The sequence below is a fragment of the Segatella baroniae DSM 16972 = JCM 13447 genome (assembly GCF_000426585.1).
GTDB classification, from domain to species: Bacteria; Bacteroidota; Bacteroidia; order Bacteroidales; family Bacteroidaceae; genus Prevotella; species Prevotella baroniae.
The window spans coordinates 101412-119438 of the sequence record NZ_KE384544.1 but is presented as its reverse complement, the minus strand read 5'-3'; the positions used below and the strand labels follow the sequence as shown (position 1 = coordinate 119438).

Sequence of the window (18027 nt, the reverse complement as noted above, 5' to 3'; positions counted from 1 at the left end):
CTCTCCAGCCTCCTCTTCCAACTTGAAATGCAGGGAATCGTCAAGTCCATGGCCGGCGGCAGCTATCATTTGATAAGGTAACAAAGACCCACCCCGGCTCTAAAAGGACCAACCGCTGCGCGGTAGCCACGCACAGTACAGACGGTAGCATGCGCTATGCACCATGAGCATGTCCGCATGAACCATTGGGAATCAAGAAATGCCTGCCACAGGCTGCGCAGGAAGTGAAGCCAGCGGCTTCATCGCTCGATAACCCCTGGTCATCTCTGCGAAGCGGAGTGACCAGGGGATAGAAGACCAGGCGGAAATCGACCCTGGAAGGGTCGCCCAAAGATAGCTGTTATGACCGTGGGCGACCCCTCCAGGGTCATCATCTGCATGGACGTCAACCTGCATTCATGGGTGAAAAGCAACAAGACAGGAGGCTACATCGCTACAGATGCATGGACGTCAACCTGCATTCATGGGCGAAAAAGCAACGGCCGGCTTCAAAGTCACGATGAAACCGGCCGTTTTGAAAGATTTTGCGGCATAGCGCTCTTGCCGCTCTGCGTCTCAAAAATCCATTTAGGATGACATATTATAAACTTAAAACTCAAATATATGTCCTTGGCGAATGCTTTGGCTGCCCACATTCACGACCAGACAGTTCAATGTCTTGTCGTAGGTAGGCTTCACGGTTCGGCCGTTGACTTTCAACCGCCTTATCTTGTCGAACCCGAAGAGCTGCAACCGGTAGGCGCGTTGTGGCACCTGTCCCTTGTATTCACCCTTGACAGGGTGGATGTTCACGATGGAATGGTTGTTTTTGCATGTATATTGCAGTTGGGTCGTGGCGTAACGGCCCTTCGTGTAGTCGAGCGTGAGGCCGTCGTCTTCGTAGAGCGTGAAGCTGTTGTCGGCGTCGTGGGCGGCAGGATAGAGCCGCATGACGAGCGTGTCGAGCCGTGCCGAGGCCGTGCGGCTGCTGTAGGGCTGCATGGGCAGCAGCCAACCGCCGCGCACATACATCGGGAACTCGTCCAGCGGCTTCTCTATCTCACGCGTCCGGCCGCCTTCGAAGCGTTCGCCCGTGAAGTAGTCGTACCACGTTTCGCCCCTGGGGAACCACACCTTCTGCGTCGTCCGCTTGTCCGCACCCTTGCCGGGCGAGGTGATGGGAGCCGCCAGGATGAGGTCGCCGAAGGTGAACTCCTGCGCGTTTTCGAACGATTCCTCCTGCGTGCCGTAGTCGATGAAGAGCGAGCGGTTGAGCGGCAGCATGGTGTTGTGCGTCTGCCACACGCAGCTGTAGATGTAGGGCATGAGCAGCGACCGCAAGTGGTACATGCGCCGCATGGCGTTGGTGTAGGGTTCGTCGGCGAGCCAGGGCCTGCGGTCGAGCTTCGGGTCCTTGGTGGAGTGGACGCGCAGGGCTGCCGAGAGTGCTCCGAACTGCGTCCAGCGGGTCGTCAATTCGGGATTTGGCTCTCCCCGGAAACCTCCGATGTCGTGCGCCCAGTAATAGCAGCCGCCGTTTCCGCTGCCCGCGGTGAGCTTCACCTCGAACGCCAGTATGTCCCAGTTGGCCTGGGCGTCGCCCGAGAACTGGATGGGATGGCGGTGGTCGCCCCAGCCGGCCCAGCGGCTGTAGCCGCAACCACGCAGTCCGTCGCGTTCGGAGTCGCGGTAATAGAGTTCGTTGATCCATGCCAACGTCGTCGTGTTGGTGCCCCGCACGTAGGGATAGAGGTAGTTCTGCTGCCAGTCGAGCCACCAGAAGTCGACACCCATGCGCTCCAATGGATGGTGGGCGTAGGCGAAGAAGTGGCGCATGTAGGTGCTGTCGCCCGGATCGAAGAGCAGGTTGTCACCCGGCTTGGCCCCCATGGCCCGCATGAACGGCGCGTAGCAGGCCTCGTGGTTGCGTATGCCGTCGTGCGGGTGGTCGTTGAGGGCCACGTGGACGTGCTGCCGGTGGATGGCGTCGAGCAGCGCCTGCGGGTCGGGGATGAGCTTTCGGTTCCAGGTGTAGCCCGTCCAGTTGCGCAAGCCGTTGTGGCCGGCGCCCGTCGTGGCGTCGTTGGTGTGCCATCCCATGTCAAACACGATGTTGTCGAGCGGGAAGTCGTGCTTGTCATAGCCCCGGATGATGTCGAGAAACTCGTCGGACGTGTAGTCCCAGTAGCGGCAGTACCACACGCCGTGGATGTATTTGCGCGTCATGGGCACACGGCCGCTGATGGCCCCCAGCGAACGGAGCGCCGCCTTGTAGTCGTTGCCGTAGATGAAGCAGTACTGGTCCTGCAAATGCGTGCGCGTGTCGCGCGGCTGGAGCCAACCGTTGACGATGAGGTCGCCGCGCGCGTCGTCGATCATGTACCAGCCGTCCTTGCTCAGAATGCCGTCGTTCATCGGTATCTCGCGGGTCACTCGGTCGAGCGTTTCCACCGGACCGCCCAGGTTGTTGCGCAGGATGAAGCGGTTGGTGAACTTCGCTTCCTTGCCGTTTTTCTGATAAAAGACGTGCAGGTTGGCCGTCGAGAATGGATAGCCGTCGTGTTTGTAGCGGATGCGCAAGGCCTTGGTGCGGATCTCGTAGGTGTCGTCGCCCAGCTCGTCGATCGATATTTCATCGGGTCGGAGCAGGCTTTTCCGATTGTAGGCGAAGTATGTCGGCGCGTCGACGAAGGTGCCGTTGGTGGAGTATTCCAGCCGGATGAGCGTCGGGGTGATGAGCGTCAGCCGGTTGTTGCCCATCACGATGGGGTTGGTCGCGGGCAGGGCCGCCGCCTGAAGCAGGGCGCCCCACAGCAGAAAGCAGAGCGATAATAGTTTTTTCATAAGTGAACGGGAGCGGAAAGGCAAGCCGTCGTAGGCCGTCGGTTGACGAAGGAGCCGCGGCCTACGGCGGACGTTCGCCCGGTTATTCGTGATTTGCGGAAGCGGTGTAGACGTTTCCGAAGGGGTCGGTGGCCCTTGCCGTGATGGTTTTCCAAGCGGCGTTGGAAGGACTGTAGAGGAATACGTGGTCGGTATAGCCCGGGCCGGCCGACGGCCGCTGCTCCCAGGGATTGCCGTATTGCAGCAGTCGCACCGCCAGCGGGTCGTAGCAGAGCGCGTTCCGGTCGAGCACGGTCCACTGCCCGTCGTCCTCCTTCACCTCCACCTTCCATGTGGTGTGCCAGTTGAAGATGTTGATGAGCACGTGGGTGTCGTCGGTCATCAGCGGAACGGCGTCGAAGGGCGACGTGAGGGCGCCGCTGGCACGGCCGAAGCGCATGGAGGCCTCTTTCGGCGGATAGACCTTGAGCTGGTAGTCGCGGGCCGTTTCGTCGCCGATGTAATACTCGTCCTTCAGTTCGTTGCCCGAGAACGTGAACACGCCGTAGCCCCGCGGGCTGCCGTCGTTGCACACGCCCAGGTGCTCGAAGTGGTTCCACCAGGCTCCCATGACGGCCCCCAGGCTGTATTCGGTCATGTTGGGCGCGAGCGTCGTGGTGCAGTTGTTGTGCACGTGGCCCGAAAGGATGTTCACCTGGTGGTAGTCCTTGATGAGCGCGTACAGCTCGTTGCTGTTCGAAATGCCCGGTTCCGAACTGCCGCGGCGCGATGTAGGAATGTGCAATCCCACGATGAGCGACTTGCTCTTGTCCACAAACGCCAGGTCCTTCTTGAGCCAGTCGAGTTGCTGTTGGGTGATGCTGCCGTCGTAGTCGTTGTGACTTGTCACGCCGCGGTAGAAGATGTCGTCGAGCACCACGATGTGCCAGTCGCCGATGTTGTAGGAGTAGTAGGTGGGACCGAAGGCGTTTCGAAAGTCGATGTCCGACTCCGTATCGTTGTGGTACTTCGCGTTGTGGTCGTGGTTGCCGATGACCGAGAACACCGGGAAGTTGTTCTTGACAATCTCCCGCTTGTAGTCGGCGTAGAGGTCGGTGTTGTTCCAGCAGATGTCGCCCAGGCTTATGCCGATCACCGTGCCCTTGAGGGTGCTCGTGTGGCTCAGAATGCCCGGCATGACAGGGTTCACGAACTCGGCTACATCTTTCTTTCCACCGATCTGGACGTCGGCGAAGGCCACGAGCGTGAAGTCCTTCGACGGCTCCCTGCGCTTGAGGTTGAAGTTGCGTTGGATGATATGTCCTTTGCTGAAGTCGAGCGTCTTGTAGAATTTGGGCAGCCCTTCCTCGACAGGCAGCTCACAGTCGGCCGGAATGGAGACGAAGACGTGCTGGCGTCCGCTCGACCGCATCTGGTATTCGCCGTTCTTGTCGGTGGCCACAACGGTGATTCCATCGCTCACGACCACGCCTTCGCGGGGGCTGCCGTCGACCGTCACCCGTCCGACGACGTTCATTCCCACCTGATGTTTGATAGTGAGCGCGTCTTCGTTGCCGCCGATTCGCTCGGCAATCTTCTCGTCGCCGCAGGCCGTCAGCACGGCGGCCATGAGGAGAGAAGCGATATAATAAAAGGTATTTTTCATAAAATCAATGCGTTGGGGATTAATAACCTGGGTTTTGTTTGAGCAGGGGATTGGCCGCGATGTCGACCGTCGGGATGGGGAAGCGCTTCTTGTTGTCGTCGTTCGACGCCTTGTGCGTCCACCAGTCTTCGGTGGTGAAGAGACCGAGGCGTATCAAGTCGGTGCGCCGGCGGCTTTCGCCCAGGAACTCCGTCATCCATTCGTCGGCCAGACGATAGATGTCGAAGTCGTCGGGCACGGGCTTCGGGTCGACGTTTCCTGGGAAGTTGCGCTTGCGGACGGTGTTGATGAGCTTGGCCGCTTCGGCTTTCTGTCCGGCGCGCCACCTGCATTCGGCCAGCATGTAGTAGACTTCGGTCAGCCGGATGGCGGGGAAGTCGGGGTTCCAGAGCAGGTTGATGTCGTCGTTGTTGGGTATCGGCATTTTCACAAGGCGTATGCCGGACTCCTCCGAGCCGTTGAGCATGCTCGACCCCTTGCCGTCGACGTTGACATAGTCGCGCAGGTTGATGAGTTTTCCGGCCCGGTCCTTTATGCCGAGCACCTTCTCGTGGGTCTTGGGGTTCTCCTGTTCGCCCACGAGGAACATGCCTTCATACTGTCCTTTGCCGTTGTAGACGTAGGGTTTCTTGCGCAAGTCGGTCGCAGCGAACTTCTCGTAAGTGTTTCCGAGCTTCCATTGCGTGTAGACACCGGACGTCTCGTTCTCGCGCGAAGGGGTCAGACAGAAGCCGTTCCAGCACGAAGCGGGGAAGGAGGTGTTGAAGTATTTGGGCGAATTGCCATGGTAGAAGTAGCGGTAGAACCAGTTGAACTCCAGCTTGGTGTTCTGCGACGGCACGTTCCAGATGGCCTCCGGACTCTCGTCGTTGTTGAAACCGTGCGGCCCATACCAGGTCTTGTCGAGCGCGTAAGGCCCGTAGACGCCGGCGATGATGTCCTCGCAGAGCTTGGCACACTCGGTGAAATGCTCTTCGCCGATGTAGCTTTTGGCGTTGAAATAAAGCTCGGCCAGCATGGTGGCGGCCGCCGCCTGCTTGATGTAGCCGTCCTCGCTCGCGCCCAGACGGGCCTTCTTCTTCAGCTGCGGGATGGCTTCCTTGAGCAGCGACTCGACGTAGTCGTAGGTTTCGCGGTCGGTCGAGCGGCCCACCACGGGGTCGTTGTTCGACTTGTAGATGGGCATGCCGCCGAAATAGTCGAGTCCCCGCATGTAGAAGTAGGCCACGATCGACTTGAGTTGCATCAGATGGTCGGCCTTGTCGGCGTCGGTCATGCCCAGCGCCTTGTAGTTCACCTTCGACAAATCGTCGTATGCCTCCCATGCCCGGGCTATTCCGCCGGTCGTTCCGTCGTAGGTGTTGACGACAAAGCGGTCTGTCGGCGACCACGTATGCTCGTGCAGACGGATGTATTCGCCGTTGTTGTACCAGTCGGAGCCCCGTGTCGGGCAGAGCATCTCGTCGGTCGTAAGCTCCTGTAGATACCATCTGTCGTTGCCCAGGTACCACTTCCAGTGGGTGAAAGGACGGCAGAGAATGGCGTAGGTGTTCTCCGAAGTCGTGATGAAGGTGTCGGGCGTGACGCTGGAATAGAATTTCTCGTCCAGGTTGCATGCACTGAATGCGGCTGCGCCGGCCAGCGCAAGGAGGATATGTTTGGTCTTCATATTGCTATAGATTAGAATGTTAGCTGCACGCCCAACGTCCAATGCGCGGTCTGTGGGTACATGGTGTAGGCGCTTCTGATGTATTCGAATCCCGGTTCCAGGCCGTTGATGTTCACCTCGGGATTGTAGCCTTGGTACTTGGTGAAGCACGCCAGGTCGCGGACGGTGAGGTAGAAGCGGGCCTTCGACAGGTAACGCTGCCACTTCGAGGTGTCGAGCGTGTAGCCGAGGGTCACCGCGTCGATCTTCAGGAAGCTGCCGTCGCTCAGGAAGTAGTCGGTGAGAATGCGGGTGTCGTTGATGTTCTTGTTGTCGGTGTAGGCTATCCGCATGACGTTTTCTTCGGAATTGCTCTTCAATCCGTGGTAGAGGTTGAGCTGACTGAACACGTCGAAGTCGATCCAAGAGCGGAGCGAGACGCCCAGGTCGACGTTGCGGTAGCTGAACTGGTGGTCCCACGAGGCGATGAGCGTCGGTATGGCGTTGCCCACATAGTGCTTGTTGGCGTCGACAAGGTTGTTGGTCGCGCCGTCCTTGGCATGCACCACGTTGTTGTCCTTGTCGTAGATGAGCCACTTTCCGTCAGCGTCGAGGCCGGCATACTTGAACATCCAGAACTCGCCGATGCGTGAACCGTTGACGATTTTGGTAGCGTAGCCCATGGAATTGGGGAACGCGTCGCCGTAGAGATAGGAGTTGGTGTCGCCCAGGTTCTTGATTTTCGAGGTGTTGTGGGACAGCCTGATGGTCGAACTATAGTTGAAATCGCGGCTGCGGACAAGCTGACCAGTCAGCTCGAACTCCCATCCTTTGTTGGTGAGGGTGCCCACATTCTTGATGATATTGTCGTAAACCATCGGCGGCATGGGCGCGGGAACGTTGAAAAGCATGTCGTCCACGTTGCGGACGTAGTAGTCGAACTTGCCCGAAAGGCGGTTGTCGAACAGCGAGAAGTCGACGCCGAGGTCCAGCTCCTTCTTCTCTTCCCACTTCAGGTCGGGGTTGATGTTCTTCGTACTGCCGTAGCCGGGTTGCCAAATGCCGTTGGTGGGCCACATGTCGTTCGCCTTGTAGGTGCGGATGGTGTTGCCGCTGCTGAAGTCGTTGTTGCCCGTCACGCCGTAGCCGACGCGCAGTTTCAGGTCGTTCAGCCATCTGAGGTTCTTCATGAAGGCCTCCTTGCTCAGGCGCCAGCCCGCCGACACCGACCAGAAGTTGCCCCAGCGGTTGTTCTTGCCGAACTTGGAGCTGCCCTCATGCCGCAGACTGACGGTGGCCATGTACTTGTCGTTGTAGGAATAGCTGCCTCGGGCGAAGAGCGAAAGCAGTCTTTGGCGCGGATCCTTGCCCGAACCCATCGAGGCTTTGCCGTCCGAAAGGTCGGTGCCGGCACCCATGTCCCACGGGCCAATGCCGTCGACGGTGAAGTTGCCGTTGGCCATGTCGAAGGCCTCGCCGTTGGTTTCGTAGAAACTCCAGCCCGCGACGGCGTCCATACGGTGCAGGTTGTTGAAGTCGCGGAGGTAGGAGAGGTAGGCCTCGAAGCTCTTGTTGTCGGTCTTGGAGAACGAGTGTGTGGCGTAGCCGCGACGGTTTGCCGTGATGCAACTCAAGTGTTCCTGGTGCAGATAGGTGTATCGCTGGTACTGACGCTGGTCTACTCCCATCGTCCCCTGCAAGGCCAGGGCGTCCGTGAGGTTTATTTTCAGCGTGGCGTCGGCCTGCAGCCACTTGTCGGTTCCTTTGAAATCCTGTAGTTCGATGTCGGCCACGGGGTTCCACGACGTACCGCCCACGCCCAAGGAGTTGACGTTGTACTTGGCGGGATTCGTCGGATTCATCACCGGGATGGTGGGATTGAGCGTCAAGGCCTGCTGGAACGACGACGAACCGTTGCGCCGGTCGCGGTCGGTTTGGCGGAACTGGGCCTTCATCATCACCTCCACCTTGCCGTCAAAAGCCTTGAACTTGGCGTTCATACGCCCCGAATAGTCGGTGCGTCCGTCGCCGATGACAATGCCTTTCTGGTCGGAATACATCAGCGACGTGTAGACCTGGAGCGCCTTGCTGCCCCCCGAGAGGCTCAGCACGTGGCGTTGCGAGAAGGGATTGTCGCGCGTCAGGGCCTTGTACCAGTCGGTGTCGTAGCCGTAGTCCTGCCCTATACCATATTCTATATAGTCTCGTGAGGAGAGCATGTCCAGGCTCTTGCGCACCGATTCGGTGGAGAACTCGGCCGTGTAGGTGGCCTTCACCTTGCCTTCCTTGGCCTGTTTGGTGGTGACGAGGATGACGCCGGCGGCGGCACGGGTGCCATAGATGGCTCCGGCCGAGGCGTCTTTCAGCACGTCGATGGACTCGACGTCTTCCTGGTTGATCATGCGGAGGTCACCGCCGGGCACGCCGTCGATGACGATGAGCGGCCCCTTGCCGGCCCTGACCGAAGCCACGCCGCGCAGCTGATAGCCGTTGGAGGCGTTGGGGCTGGCACTGCCCGAGATGGTGAGGCCCGTGACCTTGCCCTGTAGGGCTGTGGCGATGGTCGAACCGCCCAGTCCCACAGTGAGGTTGTCGCCCTTGATGGAGGTGATGGACGAGGTGACGCGCTTCTTCTCCATCGTTCCGTAGCCCACAACCACCACGTCGTTGAGCATTTGGGCGTCATCCCGCAGCACAATCCGCAACTCACGGTTTCTGCCAACCTTCATCTTCACGGTCTGAAAGCCGATGGATGAGATCTGCAAAGTGTTGTCGTCCTCCACGTCGAGCGTGAAGCGGCCGTCGATGTCGGCCGTCGTTCCTATCGTCGTTCCGGGCACTTGGATGGTCGCCCCCACGATCGGTTCGCCCTTGCCGTCGGTCACGGTGCCCTTTATCTTGACGGGATTGCCCGCGTAAACGCCTGCGGAGACCAGACACAGCACGGCCATCCCAAAGCTTCGTTGCAGACTTCTGCCCATTTTATTCCATAGTTTTTTCATAGTCTTACTTGTTTGTCGTGATACGAGTTACCTTGATGTTGTCCAGGAACCAGCGGTAGTAGCCCTTGAGGCCCATCTGTCCCGAGTGGATGGCAATGCGGGTGTTGGCCGTCGCGCCCTTGATTTGTACCTTCTGGTCGCGCAACCACTGCCACGGCTTGCTGGAATCGGTGTTCTTGATGGGGTGGATGTCGTGGCTCTTGGTGGCCGAGGCCCCGTCGACAATCTGTCCGTCGCCGCTGATTTCCACCACGACGACCGTCGCGTCCTGCTTGTTGTCGGCGATGTCGAAGCTCACTTCCACGTCGGCCATGCGTCCTTCGGGAATGTCGAGGGCCTCCTTGATGACCACGCCCGTCTGATGGTTGCCACGTCCCAGCTTGATGTAGCCGTCGGCGATGTAGACACACTTGCCGGCGGGTACGAGGTCGACGAGCGTTTTGTCGAAGATGTTCTTGGCGTCGGCATTCGAATAGATGGGAATCGTGTTGCCGGCGCTGCCTCCAACGCTGCCCACCTGGTCCTGACAGTTGGCGGGATAGAGCAACGCTATCTGGTGCGCCCAGTCGAAAGGCTCGCTGAAGTAGACGTGGCCGACCGGCTTGTCGTCGGGCCGGAGCGTCACCTTGTTGTCCTGCTTGATGAGCAGCGAGGCCTCCACGCCGTGCTCCGAGCGCAGCGTTATCGTGCCTTCGCGCGGCTCTCCCGTGTTGTTGGTGGCCGTGACGGTCATCTTCGTGTCGCCGGCCTTGCCCGTCGTGGGACTGCAGGTCAGCCAGTCGGGCTTGTCCGTCACACTCCAGCCTTCCAACGCGCTGATGTCGATGGTGGCGGCGTCGCCGTTGATGGTCTCCTTTCCGCTCTTGCTGAGCGTCAATGTGCCGATGGAGATGTCGAAGGCGATGGCGTCCTGGCTCACGGTGATGGCGATGGTGGTTTTCCCCGCCTTGAAGACGAGCCTGCCTTCGCGGTCCTTCTTCGTGTCGTTGGCGTTCACCTTCAGCGTCACGTTGGCCTCTCCGGGCTCGCCGCTCTTGGCCGACGGCTCTATCCATGCGGAGCTTTCGTCGGGCGTCAGCGTCCAGGCGTAGTTGCTGCTGATGGCTACGACGGGCGACTTGCCGCTCTCGTCGAAGCCCAAAAGGTTGACGGCAAACTTGCTTTCGGCCACCTTCACCTTTTCAGCCAATCGATATTGATACACGGCCACCTGCTCCGGTTGCCCGTTGTCAAGCTCAAATTCGAGGAATCCCTCACGGTCTTCACCGGTCGTGTTTCGGCCCGCCGACACATAAATCTTCTGTCGTCCGCGCTTGCCGCTCTCGTAGTTGAGCGTCACCCACTCGGGTTTGCTCGCCAGTTTCCAGCTCCGGTTGCTGCCCAACTCAAACTCGCCGGGTTGTCCTTTGTCCGTCAGGCCGTTGGCCTGTAGCACGATGTCGGCCTCACTGGCCGTGATGAAGGTTTCCATATCGGCCTCGTCGCGGCATGCGCAGAGCCCAATGGCGCCGGCAAAGAGCAGGGCGCCCATGAGCCAAGTGTGGATGTTGGTTCGATGTTTCATGATGTGCGTGTCTTTACTTGATTTCTTTCAGCGATAGATTGTCGAGGAACCAGCGGCAATACTTCTGCGTGTCGGGCGCCGTCGTGTGGATGGCGATCCGCGTGTTACTGGTGATTCCGTAGAGATGGAATGAAAATTCCTTCCACTGGCGGCCATAGATCAGGGCGAACGCTTCGGAAGTCGGCTGGTCCTTGTCGGCGGCAAAGGAGCCGGGGCCGGCCACGATCTCCACCACGGCGGGCACGTTGTCGGGTCCCGAGCCGTCGGGACACATCTGGAAGCTGAGCGTGGCGTCCACGGTTTCGCTGCCGCCGGTCGTCCCTTGCAGTGCCGGCAGGATGACACCCGTGTTGAAATGGCTGTTGGCGTTGAAGTGGAGATAGCCCTTCTGAATGCTGATTTTGTTGGCGCCGCTGGGGTTCACCGCCGTCAGATACCAGTCGGCCAGCCCACTGGCTTTCCAGGTGTCGAGCACTTTGGCGTTGGTCACGCTCATGCGGGTGTAGCCGTCTTCGCCGCCCACGGGGTCTTTCAGTCCGTTGGCTTCGGCAATGGGCAGCGTCCAGTCGAAGTTCTCTTGATAGAAGGTGCGTGGCTCCACGATGGTCGACGGGTCGTAGAGGGTCTGGGTCACGTGGATGGTCTCCCTGAGGTCGTGGCTTGTCACGGTGAGGTCGCCCTCGCGCACGGCTCCCGTCAGGTTGCTGTCGCACAATATCTGCACGTCGGTGAGTCCGGAGCCCTCGGCCTTGTCCACCTTCAGCCACGGTTGGCTGCTCGTTATCTGATAACCTTTGTTGGCTATCACGCGGATTTCGGGCACACTCCCGTCCTTCATCGTTCCGGGGAGTGCCACCTCGTAGCGTGCCTGGCTCACTTGGAGCCGTGGCAAGGCTTCGTCGGCCTTGTCGTCAATCGTGCAGGAGACTCCTGTCAGCAGAACGAACAGGCAGGCAAAGACCATGGTCAGAATTGTTTTGCTCATAGATAAAGGTATAAATGGATTTTCTTAGGTTCTTGAAGGGTGGTCAAGTTCCATGTTGTTGTGTATGATTGAGGTTTAGGTTTCAAACGAAATGTTTCGTCGTCGGTCATTGCAAATATACGAAAAAATGGCTTTCGGTGTTTCTCTTGGTAAGCTTTTGGTAAATCAAGGGGCTTCTATGTCTTTTCTATCCTTTGACATTCATGAAGTTATAAATAATGATAAAAGATGATAGTAGGTGTTGTAGAGTGACAGTGATTCGCTATCTTTGTCCTGTCAACACCTTTTGAGATGAAAACAACGCTTCTTTTCCTCTTCCTTCTTTCGTTGATGAGTTCGTTTGGAGCCAATAACGAAACCTATCTGATTCGTCTCGACCAGGCTTTGGAACATGAAAACGAAGTCGTGGCGCGCAAGAACGCACGCATAGAACGGCTGCGCGGCGACTTTCGCCGGCACCGGAACGCCGACCTGCGGCTTGCCGACTGCCGGCGGCTGGTCGACGAATACCTTTATTTCCAGTATGATTCGGCCAAAGCCTATGCCACCCGCGGCATGCTGCTGGCGCAGCGGTCGGCGCGCACCGACCATCTCCACCATTTCACGATAGCCAAGGCCCGCATCCTCTCCACGGGCGGACTGTACGACATCGCCTACCATCTGTTGCAGCAATTGCCCTTCGACAGCATGAGCCATGCCAACCAAATGGAGTATGCCATGGCCATGGCCGACCTGTTCAGGCTGTGGGGGAATTTCGTCCACGACCGCGAATATTCGCCATTCCATCGGCGGAAATCGGAAGAATGGCTGCGCCGCTACATCTCCTATCTGCGTCCCGGCACGCCCCGTTACGACTTCTATCAGGCCAAATTCCACATGGAGGTCAGCAGAAACATCGACCGGGCCAACCATTATTACCTGCGCTGCATCCGTGCGTTCAGCCCCACCGACCGCTATTATGCCCGCAGTTGTTTCAATTACGCCCGCAACCTGTGGAGCCGGGGACGCACCGACGAGGCCGTTCGTTACATGGCCGAGGCGGCCCGCAGCGACCTCTTGGCCTGCACGCGTGAAAATTCGGCCATGAAACAGCTGGCCGAATACTTGATGAAGATTGACTACCGTAACAGCGAACAGGCGGAGAAATATATCAATGTGGCCCTCGAAGACGCCAAGAACTACAACAACCGACTGCGTCTGATCGAGGTTTCGCAGTCGTTGCCGCCCATCCTTGAGGCCTACAAACATCGGCTCAACGCCCGCAAGCGCAACCTGGCGGTGGCGTTGTCGGTCACCTCCATCCTACTCGTGGCCCTGCTCGCGGCGGCCTGGCTCATCTATCGCAAGTCGCGGCAGCTGCACCGGAACCGTGGTGAACTGGCCGAATACAACCGCCAACTCAGCATTCTCAACGCGCAGTTGGGCCAGGCCAACGCCCAACTGGTCGACACCAACGCCCGTCGGGAGGGGCTCACGACGCTCTATATAGACCTCTGCGCCCGCTACATCGAGAAGCTGAATCGCCAGCAGACGCTCGTCACGCGCAAGATCAAGGCCGGCCAGGCCACCGACTTGTTGAGCCATTTCTCATCAGTCCGCGTCAGCAGCGAGGAGAGCGCCGCCTTCCTGCGGCATTTCGACCGTGCTTTCCTGGCGCTCTATCCCACCTTTCGCGAGGAACTCAACGCGCTGTTGCAGCCTGAAAGCCGCATTCCCGTGGAGAAGGAAGACGCCCTCACCACCATGCAACGCATCGTGGCCCTCAACCGCTTGGGCGTGAACGACAGCACGGAGATCGCCTATCTGCTCTTCGCCTCCACGCAGTCGGTCTACAATCGCCGCTCTGAGTTTCGTTCGAAGGTGATTTCGAAGGAGACCATCGATGAGGATGTGAAGGGGTTGTGCAGAGTGATGGCCTGAGAAAGGCTCGGCCAAGGCGACCTACCCCGACCCTCCCAAAGGGAGGGAGAACTAACGAACGGAAACTGCTCACTTTCCATTTCCCACTTATCACTTCTCATTTCACGCTTCCCACTTCACATTTCCCGTTTCTCACTTCCCATTTCACCCCAAATCGGCTCATTGGAGCATGGTCATGATGCGCCGTGCGCCTGCAACCGCTTCGCGGTTTGTCTTATTTATATGGTCGGCTTCATGGGCCTTGACGCACAATGCAAGATGGTTGTGGGCACAACACCAACAACCGCGTAGCGGTTGGTCCTTTTAGAGGGCAGGGGTGCGAGCGCAGCGAGCTACCCTGCCTGGCCAGTGTCGACAGGAAGCTAGGCCGAAGGTCTTGGTCTTTTTACATTTGAACCATCGCTTTTTGCGGAAAAGCTCATTTTCAATCAATACACATGCCATCATATCGCTCTTGTCGCATGTGTCCCGCATGCTTCAAAAGTCAATTGGCAATTCCGACGGTTCAGCCTTCGTACCCATCATCCATCCCCCACACCCTTACCCCCTGACAACCAATCCTTGAACCATCAACCAAAACCTGCGGTGAATCGGAAAAGACCGACGACGAAGGCGTTGAAATGTATCGGTTCTTATCCCGAACTCCCATATTTTATCGTATCTTTGCACATGAAAAGGGCTGCGGCGGCGTGGCGCTACGAATCGCTCGTAAGCCGGAGGAGCGACGAAGACCAACAAAAGCAGCCCTTTCAGACTGCAAGAGCACTGCTTCGACCGGCCAAAAGCTGTCCTTTCGCAAGGCCAAAGCTGCCCTTCCGCAAACCGAAAGCAGCCCTTTCGCAAGGCCAAAGCTGCCCTTTCGCAAGCCGAAAGCTGGTCTTCTATAAACTCCATACCGCCCTTCTGCAAACCAGGGCGGCCTTTTTGAAAATCCATTCATACATTAAGCTCATGCAACATCCGCTGGAACGTTTCCACCACTGCCCGCTGTGCGGGTCTCGCCGCTTCGTGATCCACAACGAGAAGAGCCGCCATTGCGACGATTGCGGCCTCACCTACTACGCCAACCCCTCGGCGGCCACCGTCGCCCTGATTGTCAACGACCGTGGCGAAATGCTCGTGGCACGGCGCAAGAAAGAGCCGGCACGCGGCACACTCGACCTGCCCGGCGGCTTCGTCGACATGGAAGAGACGGCCGAGGAGGGCGTCCGCAGGGAGGTGAAGGAGGAGACCGGGCTCGACGTCGTGGCGTCGGAATTCCTCTTTTCGCTGCCCAACATCTACCCCTATTCGGGCGTTGACGTCCACACGCTCGACCTGTTCTTCCGCTGCAAGGTGGCCGACGCGAACCATGCCACCGCGATGGACGACGTGGCCGAGACCTTTTGGCTTCCCATCGACCGGATAGACCCCGACGATTTCGGCCTGCGCTCTATCCGCCAGGGGGTTATCAGGCTGCTGGAGCACCGCGAATGGGCCTTTACTTAAAAAAAGTCAAATTATGACTATATAATAATGTATAAACAAAAGAATGACTACATTTGCGCCCAAAAATCAATAACATCAGCTAACATGCAGGAAAATTTAGTGATAGTGGAGAGCCCTGCCAAGGCAAAGACCATCGAGAAGTTTCTGGGAGCAGACTACAAGGTCATGTCGAGCTATGGTCACATCCGTGACTTGAAGAAGAAAGAACTGAGCATCGACATGGAAACGCTGGAGCCCGACTATGAGATTCCGGACGAGAAGAAGAAGCTCGTGTCGGAATTGAAGGCTTCCGCCAAGAAAGCCGGCAAGATATGGCTGGCTTCCGATGAAGACCGTGAGGGGGAAGCCATCAGCTGGCACCTCTGCGAAGTGCTGGGGTTGGACGAGGAAAAGACCAACCGCATCGTCTTCCATGAGATTACCAAGCCCGCCATCCTTGAGGCCATCAAGAACCCCCGACACCTGGATATGAACCTGGTAAACGCCCAGCAGGCCCGTCGCGTGCTCGACCGCCTGGTGGGTTTCAAGCTTTCGCCGGTGCTCTGGCGCAAGGTCAAGCCGGCATTGTCGGCCGGGCGCGTGCAGAGCGTAGCCGTAAGACTCATCGTGGAGCGCGAGCGCGAGATACAGAACTTCAACAGCGAACCCTACTACCGCGTCACCGCCGTCTTCGGACTGGACAACGCGGACGGCTCGCAGTCGGAGTTGAAGGCCGAACTCGACACCCGCTTCAAGACCCACGAAGAGGCTTTGGCCTTCCTGGAGAAGTGCAAGGAAGCGCGGTTTTCCATCGGTTCCATCGCCAAAAAGCCGCTGAAGCGTTCGCCGGCGCCCCCCTTCACCACCTCCACGTTGCAGCAGGAAGCGGCCCGCAAGCTCGGTTTCACCGTGAGCCAGACCATGATGGTGGCGCAACGGCTGTATGAGAACGGACTGATTACCTACATGCGTACCGACTCGGTCAACCTTTCGCGCCTGGCCATCGCCGGCAGCAAGGACGAGATTGTCCGCCTTTACGGCAAGGAATACAGCCGTCCGCGCAACTTCACCACCCACGCCAAGGGCGCGCAGGAGGCCCACGAGGCCATCCGTCCCACCGAGATGGGGCGCGCAGCCATCGAGGGGACGGCGCAGGAACGCCGCCTCTACGAACTCATCTGGAAGCGCACGGCCGCCAGCCAGATGCAGGACGCGGAGTTGGAGAAGACCACCGTCACCATCGACGTGGACGGAGCGGCCGAGCATTTCGTAGCCACGGGCGAGGTGGTGGCCTTCGACGGTTTCCTGAAAGTGTACCGCGAGTCCACCGACGACGACGAGACGCCGGAGGAAGGCCACACGCTGCCCGCCATGCACGAGCGCCAACCCCTGCAACGGCGCGAGATCGTGTCGGCCGAACGCTACAGCCAGTGCCCGGCCCGCTACACGGAAGCCAGCCTGGTGCACAAGTTGGAGGAGCTGGGAATCGGCCGCCCGTCGACCTACGCGCCAACGATATCGACCATCCAGCAGCGCGAATACGTGCTGAAAGGCGACAAGAAAGGCGTGGAACGCAGTTTCGTCATCGACTCGCTGAAGGGCACCAAGGTCACCTCCAAGACCAAGAAGGAGATGGCCGGCAGCGAGAAAGGAAAGCTGCTGCCCACCGACATCGGTATCGTGGTGAACGACTTCCTGATGAAAAACTTCCCTGGAATCATGGACTACAACTTCACGGCCAAGGTGGAACGGCAGTTCGACCGCATCGCCGAGGGCAAGGAGGAGTGGACCCGCATGATGAAGGACTTCGACAAGGGCTTCGAGCCCACGGTGGAAAACGTCATGAACGCTCGCTCGGAGCGCAAGGCCGGCGAGCGCGAACTGGGCGTGGACCCCGCGACGGGCAAACCCGTGTTCGTGAAGATAGGCCGGTTCGGCCCCGTCGTGCAGATAGGCACGGCCGACGACAAGGAGAAGCCCCGCTTCTCGCAAATGCCCGCCGACAAGAGCATGGAGACCATCACGCTCGAAGAGGCCCTCGAACTCTTCAAACTGCCCCGCACGGTGGGCCGATATGAGGGTTCCGACGTGGTGATCGGTGCCGGAAGGTTCGGCCCCTACGTGCTCCACAACAAGAAATACGTGTCTCTTCCCAAGGGCGAAGACCCCATGGCAGTGACGCTGGAACAGGCCGTCGCCCTGATCGCCGACAAGCGCCGGCAGGAGGAGGAACGCCATCTGAAGACCTTTGAGGAAGACGCCAAGCTCGAAGTGCTCAACGGTCGCTACGGCCCGTACATCGCCTACGACGGCAAGAACTACCGCATGCCCAAGGCCATGCACGAACGGGCCCGCGAACTGACCTATGCCGAGTGCATGGAGGTCGTCAACGGCACGTCGGAACCCAAGACGAAGCGGGGCCGTAAATAAGCCGAAGCAATGAACCGTATCATCATTCTCGGCTACATGGGGTCGGGCAAGACCACCATCGGGCACGCGCTTTCCAAGGAGTTGAGCCTCCCTTTCTACGACCTCGACTGGTATATAGAGAGCCGCATGCGCCAAAGCGTGAAGCAACTCTTCGACAGCATGGGGGAGGAAGGATTCCGGAAGATCGAGCGAAACATGCTCCACGAAGTGGCCGAGTTCGAGAATGTCATCGTCAGTTGCGGCGGCGGCACGCCCTGTTTCTTCGACAACATGGACTACCTGAACCGCCAGGGCGACACCGTCTACCTGAAAGCGACGCCCGACGTGCTCTTCCGACACCTCAAGATGGGCAAGACCGTCAGGCCCCTGCTGCTCGGAAAGACGCCCGAAGAGGTGAGGGCCTTCATCGGGGAGCAGCTCCGCGAGCGCGAACCCTACTACGCGCAGGCCAAGCATACGCTCGACGTGAGCCTGATGGACAATTACGAGAAGATCAAAATATCTGTAGCAAACTTAAAACTGCTGTTAGCAATCGAATAGAAC

The 18027-nt window shown here is 58.7% G+C and carries 10 protein-coding genes; 4 read left to right on the top strand and 6 right to left on the bottom strand.

Annotated elements, in window-relative coordinates; all coding sequences use genetic code 11:
* Window positions 1–588: 588 nt before the first annotated feature.
* The 6 genes from K334_RS0113150 to K334_RS0113125 all read right to left on the bottom strand — a co-directional run bounded on the left by K334_RS0113150 (window position 589) and on the right by K334_RS0113125 (window position 11667).
* Complete coding sequence (locus K334_RS0113150; protein ID WP_025880944.1) at window positions 589–2823, bottom strand: glycoside hydrolase family 31 protein; 2235 nt, start codon at window positions 2821–2823, stop codon at window positions 589–591.
* Between the two features lie 82 nt (window positions 2824–2905).
* Window positions 2906–4468: a calcineurin-like phosphoesterase family protein gene (locus tag K334_RS0113145; protein WP_027445098.1), complete on the bottom strand. Its 1563-nt coding sequence runs from the start codon at window positions 4466–4468 to the stop codon at window positions 2906–2908.
* Between the two features lie 19 nt (window positions 4469–4487).
* The gene (locus K334_RS0113140; protein WP_036890438.1) at window positions 4488–6137 is read right to left on the bottom strand and encodes a RagB/SusD family nutrient uptake outer membrane protein; all 1650 of its coding nucleotides are present in this window, start codon (window positions 6135–6137) and stop codon (window positions 4488–4490) included.
* 11 nt (window positions 6138–6148) lie between these two features.
* Window positions 6149–9118, bottom strand: a complete 2970-nt coding sequence (locus K334_RS0113135) for a SusC/RagA family TonB-linked outer membrane protein (RefSeq protein WP_027445096.1) — start codon at window positions 9116–9118, stop codon at window positions 6149–6151.
* 4 nt (window positions 9119–9122) lie between these two features.
* Entirely contained in the window at window positions 9123–10682 is a 1560-nt protein-coding gene (locus K334_RS0113130; RefSeq protein WP_025880942.1) for a BACON domain-containing protein, read from the bottom strand.
* Between the two features lie 13 nt (window positions 10683–10695).
* Complete coding sequence (locus K334_RS0113125; RefSeq protein WP_025880941.1) at window positions 10696–11667, bottom strand: BACON domain-containing protein; 972 nt, start codon at window positions 11665–11667, stop codon at window positions 10696–10698.
* A gap of 291 nt (window positions 11668–11958) precedes the next feature.
* Between K334_RS0113125 and K334_RS0113120 the strand changes: the two genes are divergently transcribed.
* The 4 genes from K334_RS0113120 to K334_RS0113105 all read left to right on the top strand — a co-directional run bounded on the left by K334_RS0113120 (window position 11959) and on the right by K334_RS0113105 (window position 18024).
* Window positions 11959–13587, top strand: a complete 1629-nt coding sequence (locus tag K334_RS0113120; RefSeq protein WP_025880940.1) for a SusR-related protein — start codon at window positions 11959–11961, stop codon at window positions 13585–13587.
* Between the two features lie 951 nt (window positions 13588–14538).
* The gene (locus K334_RS0113115) at window positions 14539–15075 is read left to right on the top strand and encodes an NUDIX domain-containing protein (RefSeq protein ID WP_025880939.1); all 537 of its coding nucleotides are present in this window, start codon (window positions 14539–14541) and stop codon (window positions 15073–15075) included.
* Between the two features lie 84 nt (window positions 15076–15159).
* Window positions 15160–17484 (top strand): type I DNA topoisomerase, encoded by a 2325-nt coding sequence (gene topA / locus K334_RS0113110; protein ID WP_025880938.1) that lies wholly within the window; start codon window positions 15160–15162, stop codon window positions 17482–17484.
* Between the two features lie 9 nt (window positions 17485–17493).
* Complete coding sequence (locus K334_RS0113105; RefSeq protein ID WP_021588437.1) at window positions 17494–18024, top strand: shikimate kinase; 531 nt, start codon at window positions 17494–17496, stop codon at window positions 18022–18024.
* Window positions 18025–18027 lie beyond the last annotated feature (3 nt).